Source organism: Niveispirillum sp. FG156 (genome assembly GCF_057809555.1).
Genome location: NZ_JBMDKE010000032.1, coordinates 23072 through 40458 on the forward strand (window position 1 = coordinate 23072; position 17387 = coordinate 40458).

The 17387-nt window shown below is 62.2% G+C and carries 14 protein-coding genes; 3 read left to right on the forward strand and 11 right to left on the reverse strand.

Annotation, left to right across the window (positions count from 1 at the left end; translation table 11 throughout):
* Positions 1-64: 64 nt before the first annotated feature.
* The 6 genes from ACODSP_RS19590 to ACODSP_RS19615 form a co-directional block, all read right to left on the reverse strand.
* Positions 65-1987 carry a tetratricopeptide repeat protein gene (locus ACODSP_RS19590; protein ID WP_488967232.1) on the reverse strand — a complete coding sequence of 641 codons (1923 nt, stop codon included), beginning with the start codon at positions 1985-1987 and terminating at the stop codon, positions 65-67.
* Between the two features lies 1 nt (position 1988).
* Positions 1989-2285, reverse strand: coding sequence for a hypothetical protein (locus ACODSP_RS19595; protein ID WP_488967233.1), 297 nt, complete (start codon positions 2283-2285; stop codon positions 1989-1991).
* A gap of 41 nt (positions 2286-2326) precedes the next feature.
* Positions 2327-2947 carry a Crp/Fnr family transcriptional regulator gene (locus tag ACODSP_RS19600; RefSeq protein ID WP_488967234.1) on the reverse strand — a complete coding sequence of 207 codons (621 nt, stop codon included), beginning with the start codon at positions 2945-2947 and terminating at the stop codon, positions 2327-2329.
* A gap of 154 nt (positions 2948-3101) precedes the next feature.
* The gene (locus ACODSP_RS19605) at positions 3102-3851 is read right to left on the reverse strand and encodes a TfuA-like protein (protein WP_488967235.1); all 750 of its coding nucleotides are present in this window, start codon (positions 3849-3851) and stop codon (positions 3102-3104) included.
* 18 nt (positions 3852-3869) lie between these two features.
* Complete coding sequence (locus ACODSP_RS19610; RefSeq protein WP_488967236.1) at positions 3870-5108, reverse strand: YcaO-like family protein; 1239 nt, start codon at positions 5106-5108, stop codon at positions 3870-3872.
* Between the two features lie 101 nt (positions 5109-5209).
* Positions 5210-5386, reverse strand: coding sequence for a hypothetical protein (locus ACODSP_RS19615; protein ID WP_158659995.1), 177 nt, complete (start codon positions 5384-5386; stop codon positions 5210-5212).
* Positions 5387-5609: 223 nt separating this feature from the next.
* Here ACODSP_RS19615 and ACODSP_RS19620 point away from each other — a divergent pair, with 223 nt between their 5' ends.
* Positions 5610-5948: a ribbon-helix-helix domain-containing protein gene (locus ACODSP_RS19620; protein ID WP_054169090.1), complete on the forward strand. Its 339-nt coding sequence runs from the start codon at positions 5610-5612 to the stop codon at positions 5946-5948.
* 118 nt (positions 5949-6066) lie between these two features.
* On the opposite strand, the gene ACODSP_RS19625 is transcribed toward ACODSP_RS19620, so the two are convergent.
* Together ACODSP_RS19625 and ACODSP_RS19630 are read right to left on the reverse strand one after the other, a co-directional pair.
* Complete coding sequence (locus tag ACODSP_RS19625; protein ID WP_488967237.1) at positions 6067-8970, reverse strand: ATP-binding protein; 2904 nt, start codon at positions 8968-8970, stop codon at positions 6067-6069.
* A 183-nt stretch (positions 8971-9153) separates the two neighbouring features.
* Positions 9154-11145, reverse strand: a complete 1992-nt coding sequence (locus tag ACODSP_RS19630) for a tetratricopeptide repeat protein (RefSeq protein ID WP_488967238.1) — start codon at positions 11143-11145, stop codon at positions 9154-9156.
* A gap of 145 nt (positions 11146-11290) precedes the next feature.
* Here ACODSP_RS19630 and ACODSP_RS19635 point away from each other — a divergent pair, with 145 nt between their 5' ends.
* Positions 11291-11764: a flagellar biosynthesis regulator FlaF gene (locus ACODSP_RS19635; RefSeq protein WP_488967239.1), complete on the forward strand. Its 474-nt coding sequence runs from the start codon at positions 11291-11293 to the stop codon at positions 11762-11764.
* Positions 11765-11919: 155 nt separating this feature from the next.
* On the forward strand, positions 11920-12726 hold the full coding sequence (locus tag ACODSP_RS19640; RefSeq protein WP_488967240.1) for a hypothetical protein: 807 nt from the start codon (positions 11920-11922) through the stop codon (positions 12724-12726).
* 10 nt (positions 12727-12736) lie between these two features.
* On the opposite strand, the gene ACODSP_RS19645 is transcribed toward ACODSP_RS19640, so the two are convergent.
* The 3 genes from ACODSP_RS19645 to ACODSP_RS19655 form a co-directional block, all read right to left on the reverse strand.
* Positions 12737-13339, reverse strand: coding sequence for a putative metalloprotease CJM1_0395 family protein (locus ACODSP_RS19645; RefSeq protein WP_488967241.1), 603 nt, complete (start codon positions 13337-13339; stop codon positions 12737-12739).
* A 152-nt stretch (positions 13340-13491) separates the two neighbouring features.
* Complete coding sequence (locus ACODSP_RS19650) at positions 13492-16803, reverse strand: flagellar hook-basal body complex protein (RefSeq protein ID WP_488967242.1); 3312 nt, start codon at positions 16801-16803, stop codon at positions 13492-13494.
* A gap of 292 nt (positions 16804-17095) precedes the next feature.
* Entirely contained in the window at positions 17096-17383 is a 288-nt protein-coding gene (locus ACODSP_RS19655) for a hypothetical protein (protein ID WP_488967243.1), read from the reverse strand.
* Positions 17384-17387: the final 4 nt, after the last annotated feature.

Sequence of the window (17387 nt, forward strand, 5' to 3'; positions counted from 1 at the left end):
AGCCATTTTCATTTGGCCAACAGAGATATGGCAAAAAGATAAGCTTGAAATCCAACAGTTTGACTTAGCCAGATCTTTTGGGTGGTGACAGCGCCAGCGCGTTAACCAATTCGGCGATTGCGGGATGCCAGTCAGCCCACTGCCTCTGCCTGAAAAGACGCAATTCCGGATACCATGGGTTGTCTGCCCGATGGCGCAGCCATCGCCAGCAGCCGTCGAAGCGCGACAGCACCCAGGTCGGCCTGGCCAACGCGGCCGAGAGATGGATGACAGCCGTATCCACACCAATCACCAGATCCAGCTCACTGACCAGTGCAGCGGTATCGGCGAAATCCGTCAGTTCATCTGTCCAGTCATGTAATGGGAAAGGCGCCTGCGCTGCTTCCGCAGCCTTGGGTCCCTTCTGGAGGCTGACAAAGGTGACGCCGGGAAGCGTGCCCAGGAGTGGCAATTGCGACAGGGACAGGCTGCGCCTTTTATCCGTTGCCGCCGCCCGCGGATCGCCCTCCCGCGAATCCCCGGCCCAGACCAGCCCCACCCTCAATCCCGGCAGATCACGCAGCCGTTGACGCCACAGATCACGACGATCCGACGGAGCCGAGAGATATGGCACCTGCGCAGGAATGTCTGTCAGATTGCGGGTACCCAGGCGCAACGGAAGGCCCAGCAAGGGACACCGGCATGATACCGTCTCCGGCACCGGAGCGCCCAGCCGTTCAACCGCGATATCCGATGGCAAGCTTTCACGAAACAGCCTGACCAGGGCCGGCTGCACCTGCAACAGCACGTTAAGGCCCCGCGCCCTCAACAACGGCAGATAACGCACAAACTGCAAACTGTCGCCATGCCCCTGCTCCGCATGGACCAACAGGATGGCGCCTGACGACAAGCCGCTGCCGTCCCAGACGGGGAGGGCACGCAAGACGGGGGCAAGGCTGAAGCCCGGTATGCCCCACCGCCATTCATATTCCCGCCAGCCTTCGACAAAATCCCCGGCCATCAAGCGGGCTAGCGCACGTTGCCAATGCACCACGGGCATTGACGGGGCGAGTTGCAGCGACCGCTGATAGCAGCGCTCCGCCCCCTCATCATCCCCCAGATCACGCAGAAGCGTGCCCAGATTAAGATGGGCGGGCAGATTATCCGGATCAACCACAATGGCGGCATCGAACGCCTGACGGGCGTCTTCCAGAGAGCCGAGGCCATGCAGAGCAACACCCAGCGCCAGGAGGGGGCCCAGCCGGCCAGACGACCCGACCGCAGCCTGGCGCGCTGCGGCGGCAGCCTCCTCGAAACGCCCCAGGATGGAAAGCACATCCGATCGGGCCAGCAGGGCGGCGCCATTATCCGGCTCCCGCGACAGCACGGCATCGAACAGGGCCAGCGCCTCCTGATGCCGTTCCGCCCGCAGCAACGCAATGCCCAGGCGATTGGCGATGACGGTATTGGCCGGCGACAGGCGATGCGCTTCTTTCAGCAGTGACACGGCCTCGGGCCGGTTCAGAAACTCACCATCAGTACAACGGTTGAACAGCACCGCCGCCAGATTGCCCGCAGCGGACGGCAAACCGGGTACCAGCACCAGGGCACGGCGCAACAGCGCCTCCGCCTCCTGCGGGTCTGTACCGGCAAGCAGGGCGCCCTGCTCCGCCAGGGCCTCCGCCTGCTGGGCGGGGTTTCCATCCAGTTGGGTGATGGCCGTGGCAAAGGCCTGCCGTGCCGCCGCCTGGTCACCGGATTGCCGCAGGGCGATACCCAGATTGTGCCACCAATCCCCGCGGCCATCCTTCATCCGCAGGGCCGTGCGCAATGGCTTCACGGCAGCACTTGCCTTGCCCTGGGAAAGGCATGACATGCCCAGCAGGTAATGTATATCCGCTAGTGCGGGCGCCACGACCAGGATATCCCGATAGGCAGCCTCCGCCCCGGCCCAATCGCCCGCCTGATGGCGTGCGATGGCCTGATCGATCGCTGAATTGACATCCATGTCAGGTGCCCGCCTTTGGCGCGGCAGGGGCAGGCTTGGCGGGCGGGGGGGGCTTCGCCACAGGCGCCGGTGTCGTTGGTACCGGTGCTGGGGCGGGCGCTACTGCCGGGGGCGAGGCGGGAGCCGCAACAGGGGCCGGAGCCGCAGGGGCTGCCACCGTGGCTGGAGCCGGGGCCGGTGGCCGGGTCGGAACATACATGTAATTGTCGTTCACCTGGCTCTCATGGCTGGCGCAGGCCGACAGGGCCAGACCCAGCACCAGGATCACCACATTCCGAGCGTCAGATGCCTTCTTCACGCCACGCCACCAGCTTGCCGATTCCCGCCGATACAGTACGCCTAGCGCGAGACCTGATCCAGGAAGCTTTCATCATGCAAAATGATGTAGCCGTTACGGTAGGAAATGGCCCCTGCTGTCTGGAACTGCTTCAACGTCTTGTTCACGCTTTCCCGCGACACGCCCAGCATATTGGCCAGATCTTCCTGGCTGACGAAGGTGGTGATGCGTGTACCGTCATCGGTGGTACGGCCATAGGCCTGGGACAGCATAAGGATGCGCTTGGCCAGCCGGCGCGGCACGTTGAGGAAAACCGTGTCCTCGATGATCGCGCTGGTCCAGCGCACCCGCTCGCATAGAACCGTCATCAGGCGAACGCAGAGGTCCGGACGCTGCAACAGGAACGGCATGAAATCGCGGCGGTCGATCCGCAGAAGTTCCGTCGCCTCCTGCGCCACAACCGTTGCCGTCCGCTCGCCACCATCCAGCATGGCGATTTCCCCGAACAGGGAGCCCGTATCAAGGATGTTCAGCAGCATGACCTTCGCCTCATCCGACTCGGTCTGTACCGCCACCCGTCCACGCAGGATGACATAAAGGCTGTCGCCCGGGTCACCCTTGGCGAAAATACGTTCCTCCGCTGCGGCCCGCCGAACCTTGGCGAACTCCAGCATCGCTTCCATTTCAGTGTCGTCTAATACCGCGAAAAGACTGTTACGGCGCAAAAGCGCGGTATCTAAGGCAGGTGCCACTGACATCCCCCTGTCATCTCCAGGGGACCGGTAACCACGATCCCCCTACAGTGCCAGGATTGATGCTGCGGCAGGAAAATGCAAGTCAGACGGGCATTGCCGATGCCGGACGGGCCACCCGCTCCCACATGGCCGTATGCTCGAAAGCGTAGATCGGACGGACGCTCAGGCTGCCATTGGTCAGCGTATCGCGCACATGGGTCAACAGGGACACGGCGTCCTCGCGCTTCTGATCGGCCCGCCCGATGGTCAGCCAGTCACGGAAAGCGGACAGCTCAAACGGATCGACCTCGCCTGCTTCCTCCGCCTCGCGCAGGACGCGGCCATAATTACGGTCGCGGTAGCAGAGATCCTTGGCAATCTCTTCCAGCCGCCGCCGCCCATCCACCGAGAGGATGCCAGCGGCATGCGCGTCGGACAGGGTGCGGCGGATATTGACCATGGCCTCGGACAGCGAAGGATAGCCAAGCTCCGCCGGCCCATGGGTGACTGCAACCTCGTCATCATCTTCCAGCCGGCCATCGGCGAAGGCCTGGAATACGGCCCCATGGCCTTCCATCCCGAACGTATGCAGTTCCGCTGCCCGCAGGGCCCCCATGCTGGCCGCCCCCAGAACCGGGATACCGCGCGCCATGGCGAATAGGATTTCCTTGTGCCAGACGGCAGGGACATTCCCGAAATAGCCATCAATGATGATGATGGCCACCGGATTGTCCTGGACTGCGCGCAGCACGTCGCCCTGTGCGACAGGCGGTCGGAAATCAGCGTTCAACACCTTGCGCGCGGCGGATACCGGCAGGGTGGGGCCCAGGAAGACGATCACAGGATTGCTCATGCTCTATCCCTCCAGGGGTCAGGCAAGCCCGGCGGCGCGGCGCCCGCGCGTACCCAGGCTATATTGCGACGTCGCATCCACACCTTCGAGGCCCGGCACCACAACCCGGACAACGGGGATGCCGATTTCGGCACGGGTCAGATCGACAACGACGACATCTTCGATACCGACATTGGCAAGGCGCTGCCGCAGCTCACCCAGGTCACCGCGCAGGGATTGACCACGCCATCCCTTGATCTCGTTGAAGTCACGCACCGTGGCGCCCAGACGGATGCGGTTCAGCCACAGCATCTGCTGCTCTTCCGCCAGGAAATGATCATATTCCTCGCGGCGCATGTCATCGCGCGCGCCGGAGATGAAGGTCAGCCGGCTTTGCGCAGCCTCGGTCAGGGCGCGGGACAGCGCGATTTCCGGCACCAGATGCGTACCATAGCCGGCGGCCGGGCGCACCGTGGTCCCCAGGCCGGCATCGGCCTGAACAATGCGGGCCAGGAAGGTGGGCACCCCGACATCGGACGTCAGGTCCCACACCCCGACCGCAACACCGGCATGGGCGAAGCGGGCCAGCAGCGCACGACAAGCAGGATCGGCGATGGTTTCCAGGTCAAGGCGGGTATCTTCCTGCGCCTCTTCGGGCAGCAGATTCCACAAGGTACGGGCATCCCGCTCGATCACTTCGGAAAGGCCGTGAATCACCGCCTCAATCCAGTGATTGCCCGACGCCAGACCGTTCGACGTGGCCTGAAAACAGCCATGCCCCGTCGGCAGCGGCAGGGTGTAGTTGCTGTGAACCATCTCATACGGGATCCACAGGCTGTTGCCATCCCGGAGGTTGGTGCCTTCCGCCCACAGCATCTGATGGTGCGGGGTGTACACACTGTCCATGTTGCAGGGAAGCAGATCGGGGTCCACCACGGGCAGCGAGTAGCGCAGATCCTCATAGGAACCGATACGCAGCGACAGGTGCGAGGCCCGTTCCGCATGCCAGCTTTCAATGCTTTCCATCACCGCCGACGCCTTGGCCGCAGCCAGGGTGACGCCTTTGCCCTGCGAAACGGCCAAACCGCGAGAATTGGGGCGGTTGACCATAACGACGGGAATGCCGATCGTGTCCAGGCCGGTGACATTGGCCACGCGGGTGATGCCGAATAACGGGAACAGCGGTTTGACACGGGCCAGCGTCTCTTCCGCCGAGACTAACCGGCGCCACTGCGGGGCTTCCAGATTGTCCCAGTCGGTCAAGCGAACCTGATCCATTGCCGTTCCCTTTCAGATTCAATGAAGCAAAAGCTAACGCAACGGTTAGCGTACTGGTTGGGGCTGCCCCGGCCAATTTCCGGGGCAGCACCCACCAATCGTCACATCTTTGCCGTGTACAGATCGGCACTGGCGAAATACAGGTCGGCCGAGGCGCCGTTATCCATTGTGCGCTGGGACGGCGTACGTCCACGGGACAGGTTCTGCTCTTCGGTCACAACGACGGCCCCGTTCGGGCCAATGCGATACAGGCGGCCATCAGCACCACGCGTCAGCATATAAGTTCTCCTTGATAAGGGTCAGGGCTGGGTCAGGTGACAACCTGTCGGCACAAGGCGCGCTTCAGGTCTCGATAATGACCGTAATGCGGAGGGGCCGTTTTGCTGTGTGAAGTGGTTCACAGCATCGTATGCAGAAGGAACGCTATGGTGTGCTTACAAAGCGCGGTCGGTCGCTGAATGGCGATGGGCATCCACTTGATCCAGAAAGGCGAGGTCGCCGATGAACGCTCCGCATTCCCGTAACGATATTACGGTCTATGAGCCCCACGATCTGGAGATCGATGGGCAGCTGATCAGCCACAATGTCTGGGTTGACGGACATCGGACCAGCGTTCGGCTGGAAGCTGTGATGTGGCAGGCCCTGCATGAAATCGCTGAACGCGAAGGTTTCAGCATCCATCAGGTGATCACGATCGTGTCCCGCCGGCAGCACCAGAATGCCTCGTTGACCGCGACGATCCGGGCTTTCCTTGTGGCTTACTACCGCGCGGTGTCCAAGGGCGTGTCGACCATGCTGCTGCGTGACCTTTCCGACCTGCCGGCAGACCTGAAATTCTAGTTTCGTCGGGCACCGCCGACATAATCAAACTTGTCAAAAAGGAGCGGCCGCATTTGCGGAACCGCTCCTTTTGCATTGGCTGCCGCAATCGACCTGAGCACGGCCAAAGGCCGATCTGTCAATGCAGGAGCATTGAACGTCCTGCCATCCCCAGACTGTTGGACGGCAAGTGATGGGCCATGGCCTTCAACGTCGCTTCATCGGGCATGGATCGGCGCAGCAGACCATAGCCCCGCTCCTGTACGGTACGGGCCAGTTCCTGCCGCTCCCGCATCGCCTCGTCCATCCGTCCCGAGAGGGCAAGGGCAAGCATGCGGGCATGGCGTGCCCATGCAGCGTGCATGGCCGCCCCCTTGCTTTGTGCCAACCGCAGCCCGCGATCAATATCCGCAAGCCCACCCGCAACGCGCCCCAGATAAGCCAGCGCCAAACCGCGCCGGGCCAGATTGATGGCATCGAACAGGGCTGAACCCGTCGCCCGCGAGATGTTCAGTGCTTCAGAGCTGTAGGCCAGAACATCACCGAACCGGCGCTGACGCATCCGCACTTCAGCCACGTCAAGACGGGCATAAATGCGATCAAACGGATGGGTGCTGGCCTGGGCTTCCTGAAGAGCCTTCTGGATGAAAACTTCTGCTTCGGCATCCCGGCCCAGCAGTGACAGGGAGCTGGCCCGCTTTCCGGCAATCACCATGCCGGTATCAAGGGTCAGATAAAGCCTGCGCTCATGATTGACCCAGGCATCCGGCCGTTCCGCCATATCCAGCAGCGTCAGGGCCTGTTCGGCGGCACTGTCATCCAGATGACAGGCGGCAGCGATGACCAGCAATTCCGGGTGGGCACGGGTGATGCCACCGCTATAGGCGATTACCGTCTCCGTCAGGGCGACAGCCTGATCCAGCCGGCCATAGACCCGCTCATAATTAATCTGCTGGACCATCCCGGCCAGGGCACGGGTCTCGTCACCGGCGGCACGGGCCAGAACAACGGCGCGATCCAGTGCCAACAGGGCGCGGCCACCATCGCCGGCGGGCATGGCCGCCCGCGCCAACGCCAACCGTAGATCGATGCCGTCCAGCATCACCTCGTGCGTATCCTCCAGCTTTTCATTTGCATCCACGGCAATGGACAGAAGCGACACCGCCTCCACGGCCAGCGACCGGCTCAACGCATCTTGTGCGGCGGCACGGCCCGCCTGCACAGCCGTATCCCACAGGCCACCATGCGAGGCATGGCGCGCCTGCGCCGCCAGCCGGCCGGGCAGTTGCTGGAATTCCACGTCCGCCAACAGCCGGGCCAATGCAGCATGCTGCTGCTGCCGGTCCCGCCGCGTGATGCCGCCATAAACCGCCTCATGCAGCAAGGCGTGATGGAAGCTGCATTCCTGCCGGGGCAGCAAGCGGGTTTCGTCAATGAAGCCCAGACGGATCAGTTCCTGCAGGCGATCCTCGACAGCGCCATTCGTCACAAGCGCTGAAAGAACCACAACGTCGAAGGTCGGCCCGACCACAGACGCCGTCCGCAGCAACCGACGCGCCTCTTCATCCAGCATGTCGATACGAGCGGCCAGCAGAGCGTGAACCGTATCAGGCAACGGGATTTTCGGCGATGGGCCCGGCAGCATCGCCCCGACATCGCCAAGCAGCGCACCATTCATCATCAGAACGCGAATGCATTCGACCATGAAAAAGGGATTACCCCTGGCCCGGCGGGAAAGGTCAGCCTTGATCGCTTCCAGCGCCGGCGACGGCCCCATCCACATGTCCAGAAGGCTGTTCACCTCGGACGTGGCAAGCGGGGACAGCGGATACTTCTGCAGAATAGCCTGACTACCGATGCTGGCCGCCAAGCCTTCTTCCCGGCTGGACAGAACCAGAACCATCCGTGTTTCGGCAGGGATCTGCTGAAGCAGGGCGGACAGGGTCGCCTGCACCGCCGTGTCAGCCCAATGGGCATCCTCGACCAGCAGGATAAGGGGGTGGCGGGTGGCGGCAGACCGGGCCAAGGCGACAACGGCACCGACTGCCAGTGCCAGAATGGCCGACGCTCCCCCCCGGCTTTCCTCGTTGCTGGGCAGAAGCACGCCAACCAGGGCATCCGCCTCTTCCGGGGAAGCGCCTGCAGCACGCAGCATGGCCGCAATACCACCCGCAGTCCGTGGCAAAGGGCCATCCAGCAGCTCAACAACCAGTTGATGCAGTGGGCTCGGTGCGCCCACAGGCTCCACCGCCGGAACCTGCCATTCAATGACACGCAAGCCACGCGAACGGGCCATGTCGGATAGGGCACGCATCAGGCGCGTTTTGCCCAGGCCCGCAGCGCCCCGCACCAAATGCGCGGAAAATGGCATCGGATGGTCGCCATCCAGGGCGGCCATAGCCAGGCCAAGCTGCTTGCGGATCGATTCACGACCGACAAGCGGCAGGCAATCATCATACTGACGACGACGGGTACGCAGGCCCAGAAACTCATGGCTCTGCGTCGGCTCATCACCGCCCAGCGCCAGCAGCATCGAAGGGCGCGTTTCAACCCAGTCGGAGATCAGCCGTGCTGTGCAATCCGCCAGCCTGGCACCATTGGGGGGTGCCGACTGCTGCATCTTTGCCGCGATGTGGATGGCGGGACCCGTCGCAGGGTTGGCCGACTGCCGACCGACCGCCATATGGTCCCACAATACCTCGCCCGAGCAGATGCCGATACGAACAGCCCGGCCGCCGCGCGCAACCTCCCGGAGAATGGCATCAGCAGCATAGCAAGCCCGGATCGCGTGATTTTCCTGGGAAACCGGGGCGCCGAAAACAGCGTAGATGCCATCGCCAAGGGTCTGGCAAACCGTGCCCCCGAAGGCCAGTACATGGCGGCGCATGATATCGATCATGCCCGACAACTGGTCATAGGCATCTTCCGGGTCCTGCGGGATCACCAGCTTGGATGATTCAACAATATCGCAGAAGAAGGCCGTGACCATGCGGCGGTCTGCCCGCACCAGCGCCGGGCGTGCAGAGCCAAACGATGCAATCATGCCATCGTGTGTGTCTATAACGCTCTCGACACCCGCCACCGACATTCTGTCTGCCCGCCAACCGATGGTAACGGAATTTAAATCAGATACCGACGCCGCAAGCCCACCAAGTCTTATCGGATCGGCAATGGCGCATACGATAGCATCCCATTTCACCGCTGAAAACTGCTCACAGATAAAATGTCAGCCATGCAGGGGCAAATTTTGCTTAAGAAATCGTATAATTTCTCCAAGCCCGCCATCAACGCCCGATGAATGTAAGAATAGGCGCATGGACGAGAACCATGGACGGGTAGCCGCACCAAGGGTTGACCAGTCGCGACCACCAACAATTCGCCAGACGGGTGTGCCCACCGCTCCAGCCAGTTCGCCTACGGCGGTCGGCGCCGTTATCACCAGATCCAGATTGGCGATAAGGGCTGCAAGCCCCTCAAGATCATTGGTAAGGTCAAGACCGGGCATGGTGTGCAGCACCCGCCCCTCCCTCCTCAGGGCTTCAATCTCCTCATCCCGCGCCGAATATTGCAGGTTGACTACCTGAATATCCGGCATGGCAAGCAGCGGCGCCCAGGCGCTTACATCCGCATAGTTGTGACGACGACGCGTGGTTATCAGTCGGGAGCGCCAGCAGATGCCAACCCGCAGTCCTCGGGGCAACTCCGCCAACCACTGACGGGACATTTCCGATCGCTTCCGGTCGACCACCAGATAAGGCGCACCCGTAAAGCCAGACAGGGACGGGGCGAGCAGGCCAGGCAGATCACCGGCCGGGACATGCAGATCGGCGTCCGGGCGTTCGGGCGCATCCGACCCGTCGGGCGGCAACCGCTGCGCCCGAATGGATACCGATGGGAAACTGCGGGTGAAAAGCCCGACAAGACGAGGATCACACTCGATCACCGTCTGCCCGGCCCGGCTGATCGCTTCCGGATAGAGGCTTGCGAACATCAACTCATCGCCCAACCCCTGTTCCCGCCAGATCAGCAGCCGTTTGTTGGATGCCATTTCGCCGCTCCACAGGGGGACGGCGAAATGCCGGTCGGGCAATGCCTCTCCGGCCGCGAAACGCCAAGCATAGTCCGACCAACCCTCGCAAAGCGCGCCGTCATCCAGGCGGAGAAGCGCACGGGCGACACGGACACGGGGCAGATCGGGGTCAAGCTCCAGCGCCCTGTCGATGGCCGCGCACCCCCGTGCGCGGTCCCCTTGCGCCAGACGGCAGAGACCCAAATTGCCCCACACCTCGCCGGAACCGGGCGCAATGGTTAGGGCCCGTGACAGGACGGTCTCTGCCTCTGCCAACTGACCGGTCAGTTCCAGGGCAGCACCCAGGTTGGTCAGCCCCTGCACATTATCCTGTTCCAGACACAGACCCAGACGATAGGCATCAATGGCCGCATCCATCTGATCCAGTTCCTGCAGCGCCACGCCCAGGAAGATAAAGGCCTCCGCACTTTCCGGTGCCGCGTCCACCGCTGCCCGGTGAAAAGCCAGCGCTTCGCCCAGCTTGCCACGTTCGACCAGGACATTGCCCAGATTCGACAAGGTTTCCGCATGACCAGGCCGCGCAGCCAACGCCTGACGATAAGCCCGTTCAGCACCCGCCAGTTCCCCCCGCAAGGCCAGGACGGCACCGAGATTGTTCCAGGCCTGCGCATGTGAGGGGTTAGCGGCCAGCAGCTGCCGGTAGGAAACCACTGCGGCTTCCAGTTCGCCGATGGCCCGCTGGCTGTTGGCCAGATTGAACATGGCTCCCTCATGCCCTGGGCGTCCGTCCAGGGACCGGCGGTAGGCGTCAATGGCTTGCCGGTGAGCCCCCATGGCCGCATAGGCATTCCCCAGATTGAACAGGTAGGGGGAATGATCCGGACGCTGCTGGAGCGCCTTGCGATGGGCTTCCACTGCGGGTGCTGGATGACCGGCAGCCCGCAGGGCACTGCCCAGATTGTCCTGGATATCTGCGGCTTGCGGCTGGCGCTTGGCCGCGTCCTTCAACAGGCGCACGGCTTCTGCAGGGTCGCCCATCTGCAATAAGGCAACACCCAGCAGGTTCAACAGCTGCGCATTGCGTGGATCTCTTGTCAGCAAGGCTCGATAGGCACGCGCCGCACCCGCCACGTCACCACCCTGATGCATACGCACTGCCTGTTCGGCTGTAACCGGCACGCCCGTCATCTGTCCCCCATCGCCCTACTATACCGATGCACAGCCCGCCGGCTTTCGCGCGGTCGCTCACTGTAGGCCATTATCCTTGTCGGGCGTACCCCGATGTGGAATAATGCCTCTATGGATTTACCGTTCAAAGGGCACGGCGAACGTTATGAAGCCTGCGACGGGGTACAGCAATCGTCCCACTTCCGATGATCCTCGCGATGTCGAGGCCTGGGGCCTGACGGAAGCGGCACGCCGCCTGATCCATGCCCGGCAAGCGCCGGAGAATCCGGATCTGTTGCGGCAGGCGCTTTCCCTCAATCAGCGGCTATGGACGATATTTCAGACGTCCATGGTCGATCCGGAATGTCCGCTGCCGAAGGATATCCGCGACAATGTGCTGGCTCTGTCCATCATTGTCGACCGACAGACCTTTGACCGGCTCATTGACCTGGATGTCAACAAGCTGGACCGGCTTATTGACATCAATCGGGCTGTGGCTACCGGCCTTTCTCAGCGGCCAACGGCGTCGGCAGCGTCACCGGTTGTACCATCCGCATCGGCACCGCCGCAGACGGCACCGATGCCAAAGCCTCAGGCGCCCCCTCCCGGCGCCCCTGGCAAGCTCAGCATTTCGATCTAGCGCCTGCATCAGGGTTCGGTTTCTTTGGGAATCGCCAAAGAAACCGAACGGAACAGATTGCATTTTATCTAATCGCCCTATAGATTGGTGCGATAGAGGGGGCTTTTTACGACCGCCTGCATGTTAGGTGGTCATAAGGTGAAGGGAGACTTGCCATGGTCTCGTCCGTCAGCGGGTCGAGTTCGGTTCTGACCACCAGCAGTTCGCCTCTGGTGACCACTAACCCTACGCCCGGCCTTACCGGCACTGCCGCCGCCTCCGCCGTAATCGCTGACACCACCAAGAAGCTCTCAAACATTGAGCAGCAGCTGGCAGAGTTCGCAGCTTCGACCGCCAAGGCCAACAAGAAGGCCGAGGCACAATCCAAGATTCAGGTTCAGACCTTCGAGAAACAGGTGCGCAAGTCGCCCTACTCCACCAACGGTGCCGCCACCGATATCGGCACCCTGGTCAAGGACAGCACCCGACTGAACGTCTATTCAAATATCAAGAAGGACGACAAGGGCGACGTCTTCAAGGTCCGTGTGCAGAACGCAGGTGAGGCCCAGATCGGTGTTCTGGGTGATCCCGGCCTGCGCGTGCAAGTCATGTCCCGCTATGGCGCCGTTGTGGCTGACAGCAAAGAGGGACTGGGATCGACCACCGAGAATTACAAGGCCCTGCAGAAGGGTGAGTATAAGATGCCTGCCGGTGACTATTACATCAAAGTCACCAATGACGGGAACGGCCCCGTGAAGGACAGCAAGGGCAATGTCCTGACGTCCAAGAATTATGCGATCCAGATGTCCATGGGTGTCTACCGCAAGGATTATGACACGGTGGCGCAGCAGCCCAAGGCTGGCGACGGCGTGCCGCAACAGTCCGTGGGACAGCTGGAATTGCAGAACATGCTGACCGCCGCGCAGAATTTTGATACCGGCCTGTCCGGCACGGCCAAGCTGAACAACGCGCTGTTCGGCTGATCCCCGTTCCCTACGCTGAAATTGCGACATTGAAGGCGGGTTGCGTCACGGACGCAGCCCGTTGGTAGCTGCTTGCCGCCTGCCGGGCATTGGCCTGCTGAAAGCCCCCTCCCTGAGCATTGCCATCCTGATCATCGCCTGACCGCGATTGCCGCAGCTCCGTCTGTGCCTGGGCCTTTGTGGCGTCGGCCTGCGAAGCCACAGCCCGGTCCTGAGGGGAAGGGCTCTGGGGTGCCAGCGCCGCCCGTTTCACCACCTCCATTTTGGTGATGGTGGCTTCGGGGTTCCCCCTTACAGGAGCGACATCGATCGGCACCTCACCTGCAGTCGCATAGCGGCGGCCATCGGGTCCGGTCGTATATTCAAGCTGAATACCGCCCGCATAGGGGCCTCCCGCCGTCTTGTGCGCCTGCTCATGGGTCCGCACCTCGGCATCGGTCTTTTTCAGCTCCCGCAGTTGTGACTGCTGGTCGCTGGTCAGGTTCTTTTCAGCCGCCGGCGCACCCGGCGGGGATGTATCCGCCGCCTGGCCTGTGCCAGCCGTACCCTGCCCCCGCCGTCCCTGGCCGGTGATGGGTGTGAACAGCACAGAAGAGATGCCGGAGATGGACATGGCACAGGCGGCAGAAGATGAAGGTCGCCGGAATTGTACTGCCGCGACCGGCTTGGCCAAACCCCAAAAATGCGAAATCCCGGCCCCACGAGAGGAGGCCGGGATCGACACGCCATGCAGCTAGGGATAAGGGGCCGCTGCCGCCCGTCAGCTTACCGCTTCAGGTTGATCGTCTCCGTCAGCATTTCGTCGGTGGTCGTGATCACGCGGGTATTGGCCGTGTAGGACCGCTGCGCCACGATCAGCTTGGTGAATTCCTGCGCGATATCGACGTTCGATCCTTCGATGGAGCTTGCGGCGATCACACCGGCACCGTTGACGCCGGTCGAGGTGAAGCGGGCGCGACCGCTATCCGCCGTCTCGGTGAAGGTGCCGCCCGTTTCACGGCCCAGCGCGTTCGCATTGTTGAACAGCACCAGTGGCACCTGTGCGATCACGCGGCGACGACCATTGTCATAGTTAGCAACAACGTCACCGTTTTCGCGGATTTCCACGTCCCGGAAGGTACCCTGCGGGCTGCCATCCTGAAGCAGGGAGGTCACGTTGATGGCGTTGCCCTCATACTCTGTGAGGCCAGTGGCTTCACCGAAGGTCCCGAGATCCAGCGTGATGCGCTGCGGGCCGTTGCCATAATCGACGGTGAAGCTGACCTGGGCAGGCTGGCCGCCTTCAGTCACGGCGCTCACCGTGGCATTGCCGGTACCGACATTGGCGGAAGACAGGCTGGACAGCGTACCGGCCTTGGCGGCTTCACCATTCGGCAGCGTACCACCGAAGTTCAGCGTGATGTGCGGCGGCGTGGTGCCGATGTTGGAGCTGGGCTCACCCAGGAAGGGAATGCCATCCTGGTTGCTGGTCATGGTGATGACGCCGCCGACCGAGGTGGCCTGCACCGGAATGCCGCTTTCCTGGTTGACCTTCAGGGCCAGATTGGCGGCGATCTCATCCAACGACACTTCGTTGCCGGTCGTCGTGTAGGTGATGGTGCGGTTGAAGTTCGGGGCCACTTCCTGGGTGCCGTTCAGCTGGATGCTGGCATCCTTGGCCGTCAGCAGGATGCCGGTGCTGACACCGTCATTCTTGATGGTGGACGCGGTGAAGGGGGCGCCGAAATCATTGCCCACCTTGGTGACAAGCGCATCCAGCACGCTGGCAGGTGTCGGGAAATCACCGATATTCTGCTCGGTGATCTGCACCGCATAGGTAGTGCCATTCATGGTGACGGCATAGCGGTTGCCGACTGCCGGCGTCGCGGTCGTCGTGGAGAAATCGAAGAACTGCGACGACGGATCGGTTGCCAGATCGTCGGTACCCGTAAGACGGAAGGCCGTGTTGACGGCATTGCCGGTCAGAACCAGCTTGTTGCCGCTGACCGTCGGCGTCACGTCGGCAGAGGTGATCTGCGGCAGGAACAGGTTGGTCAGAGCTTCCGACGTCGTCGGCGGTTGCGTCGGCAGACCGTCCAGGTCCGCCTGGGTCAGGGGGCCGTAATTATAGGCGCTACCGTTGATGGTCACGCTATAGACGTCGCCGACCTTCGGCGCCGTGCTGGGATAGGAGACTTCCGTCACCTGCGCGGCAGAGGTCGAGGGCTGGGTCGTCGTCGTGCCCTTCAGCGAAATGGGATCGACCTGATTGGTCGACGGGCTGCGCAGGGTCACCGAATAGGTGGCGCCGACATCACCCGGCACGCCGGTGATGGAGATGCGCTGCGTCTGGCGCGACCCGGTGATATTGCCCTGGACCGAGCTGACGAAGGTGGTGTTGTCGGCTGGCGGGGCGTTGCTGACATTGGCCTGCATGATGCGGTCGCGACCGCTGACAGTAAAGGCCGTGTTGACATTGTCGGCAGTCATGACAAGGCGGGTGCCAGACACGGATGCCGTCACGCCCAGGGCCTGGGCGTTGATATCGTTGGCAAAGCTGGCCAGTTCGGTCGCCATGTCGTTGCCGGAGACGGGCGAGTAGGTGATGGTGGTCCCGTTGATGGTCACCGACATATCGTTCTCGTCGGCGGTAATATCACGATTCGGGTAGCTCAACTCCGTGACCTGGGCGGCCGACGACGACGCCGCCGTCGTGGTCGTGCCGGACTGCTCACCGACATTGAAGCTGTCGCCCACGGTCGTGCCGCGCAAGGTGAGGGTATTGCCCGTCACCGAGGCGATTACCTTCTCCGTAGAGGAGTTGGCATTCACCTGTGCGGCCAGCGCCGTGACGACACCGTTCAGGTCCTTCAACTGGCCAATATTGGCGGCTGTCACCTTCACTTTGTAGGTCTGGGTGCTGTTATTATCGACGTTCAGGCTGAATTCGTCACCGATATCGACCGAGCTGCCCGCAAACGTGATCACGGACTGCTGCTGCTGCGTACTGGTCGCTGCGGTCGTAACGGGGGCGTTGGCCGTGTTGACGGTCGGCGTGGCATTATTGACGTTCGTCGTCAGGGTGAAATCGTCACCCGCCGTGGTCGCGGAGATACGCAGACGGCCATTGGAAACGTTGGCGGTCACACCGACCGGCGGCACGGCACCGTTGATCTTGTCTGCCAGGGACTGGGCGACACCGGTCAGATTGGACAACTGCGAGGAGTTGGTGGTGCTCACCGTCTCAGTGAACTCAACACCGTTGATCGAAACACGGTACGTGTCGCCGATCTTGAAGGCGCCGTCACCGTTGGGTGATGTGAACTGCACTTCCTCGATCTGCTTGCGTGGCGAGACGCCCTGCGTCAGCGAGGTGGACTGCGCCGAAACCGGGAAACCATCCAGGTTGCCGGACAAAGGCAGGTTGCCGACAGCGCCCGGCGTATCGACGGACAGGCGCCAGGCGCCGTCCACCTGACCCGGACGCCAGCCCAGGGTGATGTCGCGCGGCTTACCCGTGCTGTCGAAGATCTGGATCGTGGTCGGCTGGATCGGCTGGCCCGGCGTCGGATCGGTCGGCAGATTCGCACGCAGTTCGATCGACTTGGTCGGAACCGGGCTGTCAATGTCGGCCGTGACCTGGATGGGCGTGGCGGAGGTCGAGAAAGAATTCGTCGCCTCACTGTAGATATAGCCGTTCAGCGCGAAGCCGGAACGGTTGACCAGGATGCGCTCGTCGTTCAGTTCAAAGGAACCGTCACGGGTATAGTAGCGTTCGCCGGTCGGCACCGAGGTGCCGTTGACTTCCGTCAGGCGGCTGACATTGAAGAAGCCCTGGCCACGGATGGCGAGGTTCGTCGTGCGGTCGACCGTTTCGATATTGCCGGCCACGCTGTTGGCATAGCTGGGGCGTGCCACCACGCCACCGGGATTGTGCACACGAGCATTGGATTGCAGCACCAGGTTCGTGAAAGCGGTATCGACGCGCTTGTAACCCGTGGTGCGGGCGTTGGCGATATTGTCCGAGATGTGACCAAGGGCGGCGGCCTGGGCCTGAAGGCCAGAAATGCCGGTGGTCAAGGATCCGAAGATGCTCATGGAAGGGCTCCCGTTGGAGTGATGGCGTGTCGTGGCCTATTGAGCAAGTTCGGTGCCAACTCCCGAAAAATTTCTAATACACTGATTTAATTGGATTTATGAAATCCACCTGATCGGCATTCCCTGCCCTTTTCCGGAGTAGAAGATGCTACTGGGCGGATTTTGCCGGGGTAGCGGTGTCTTTTGCCGGGGGCCGTGCGGACAGAGAAGGGGCCGATCCATCGGCGGATGGACCGGCCCCTTGGGCACTCTCAACCATGAAGTGACGTGACAGCAGTGCCGTCGCAGCCGATCAGTTCGGACGCGGCGGGACAGCGAACATGCCCGTGCGCACGTCATTGGCCATTCCTTCCAGGAATTCAGCCGTCGTGCCCACGCCATGTTTGGCCAGAAGGCCATAGACGGCAGCCGTCACGGACATGGTGCCGATCATGTCATAGGGCACGCCTTCCCGGGTGGCATTCATCCAGAAGGCATTGAACTGATCGAACAGGCGGGTACGGATCGCCTCGTCACCGCTGGGGGCGCTGGCCGGTGCGGGGGCGGCGGTGAAGCCATTGGGGGATGCGAAGGCGTTCATTTCT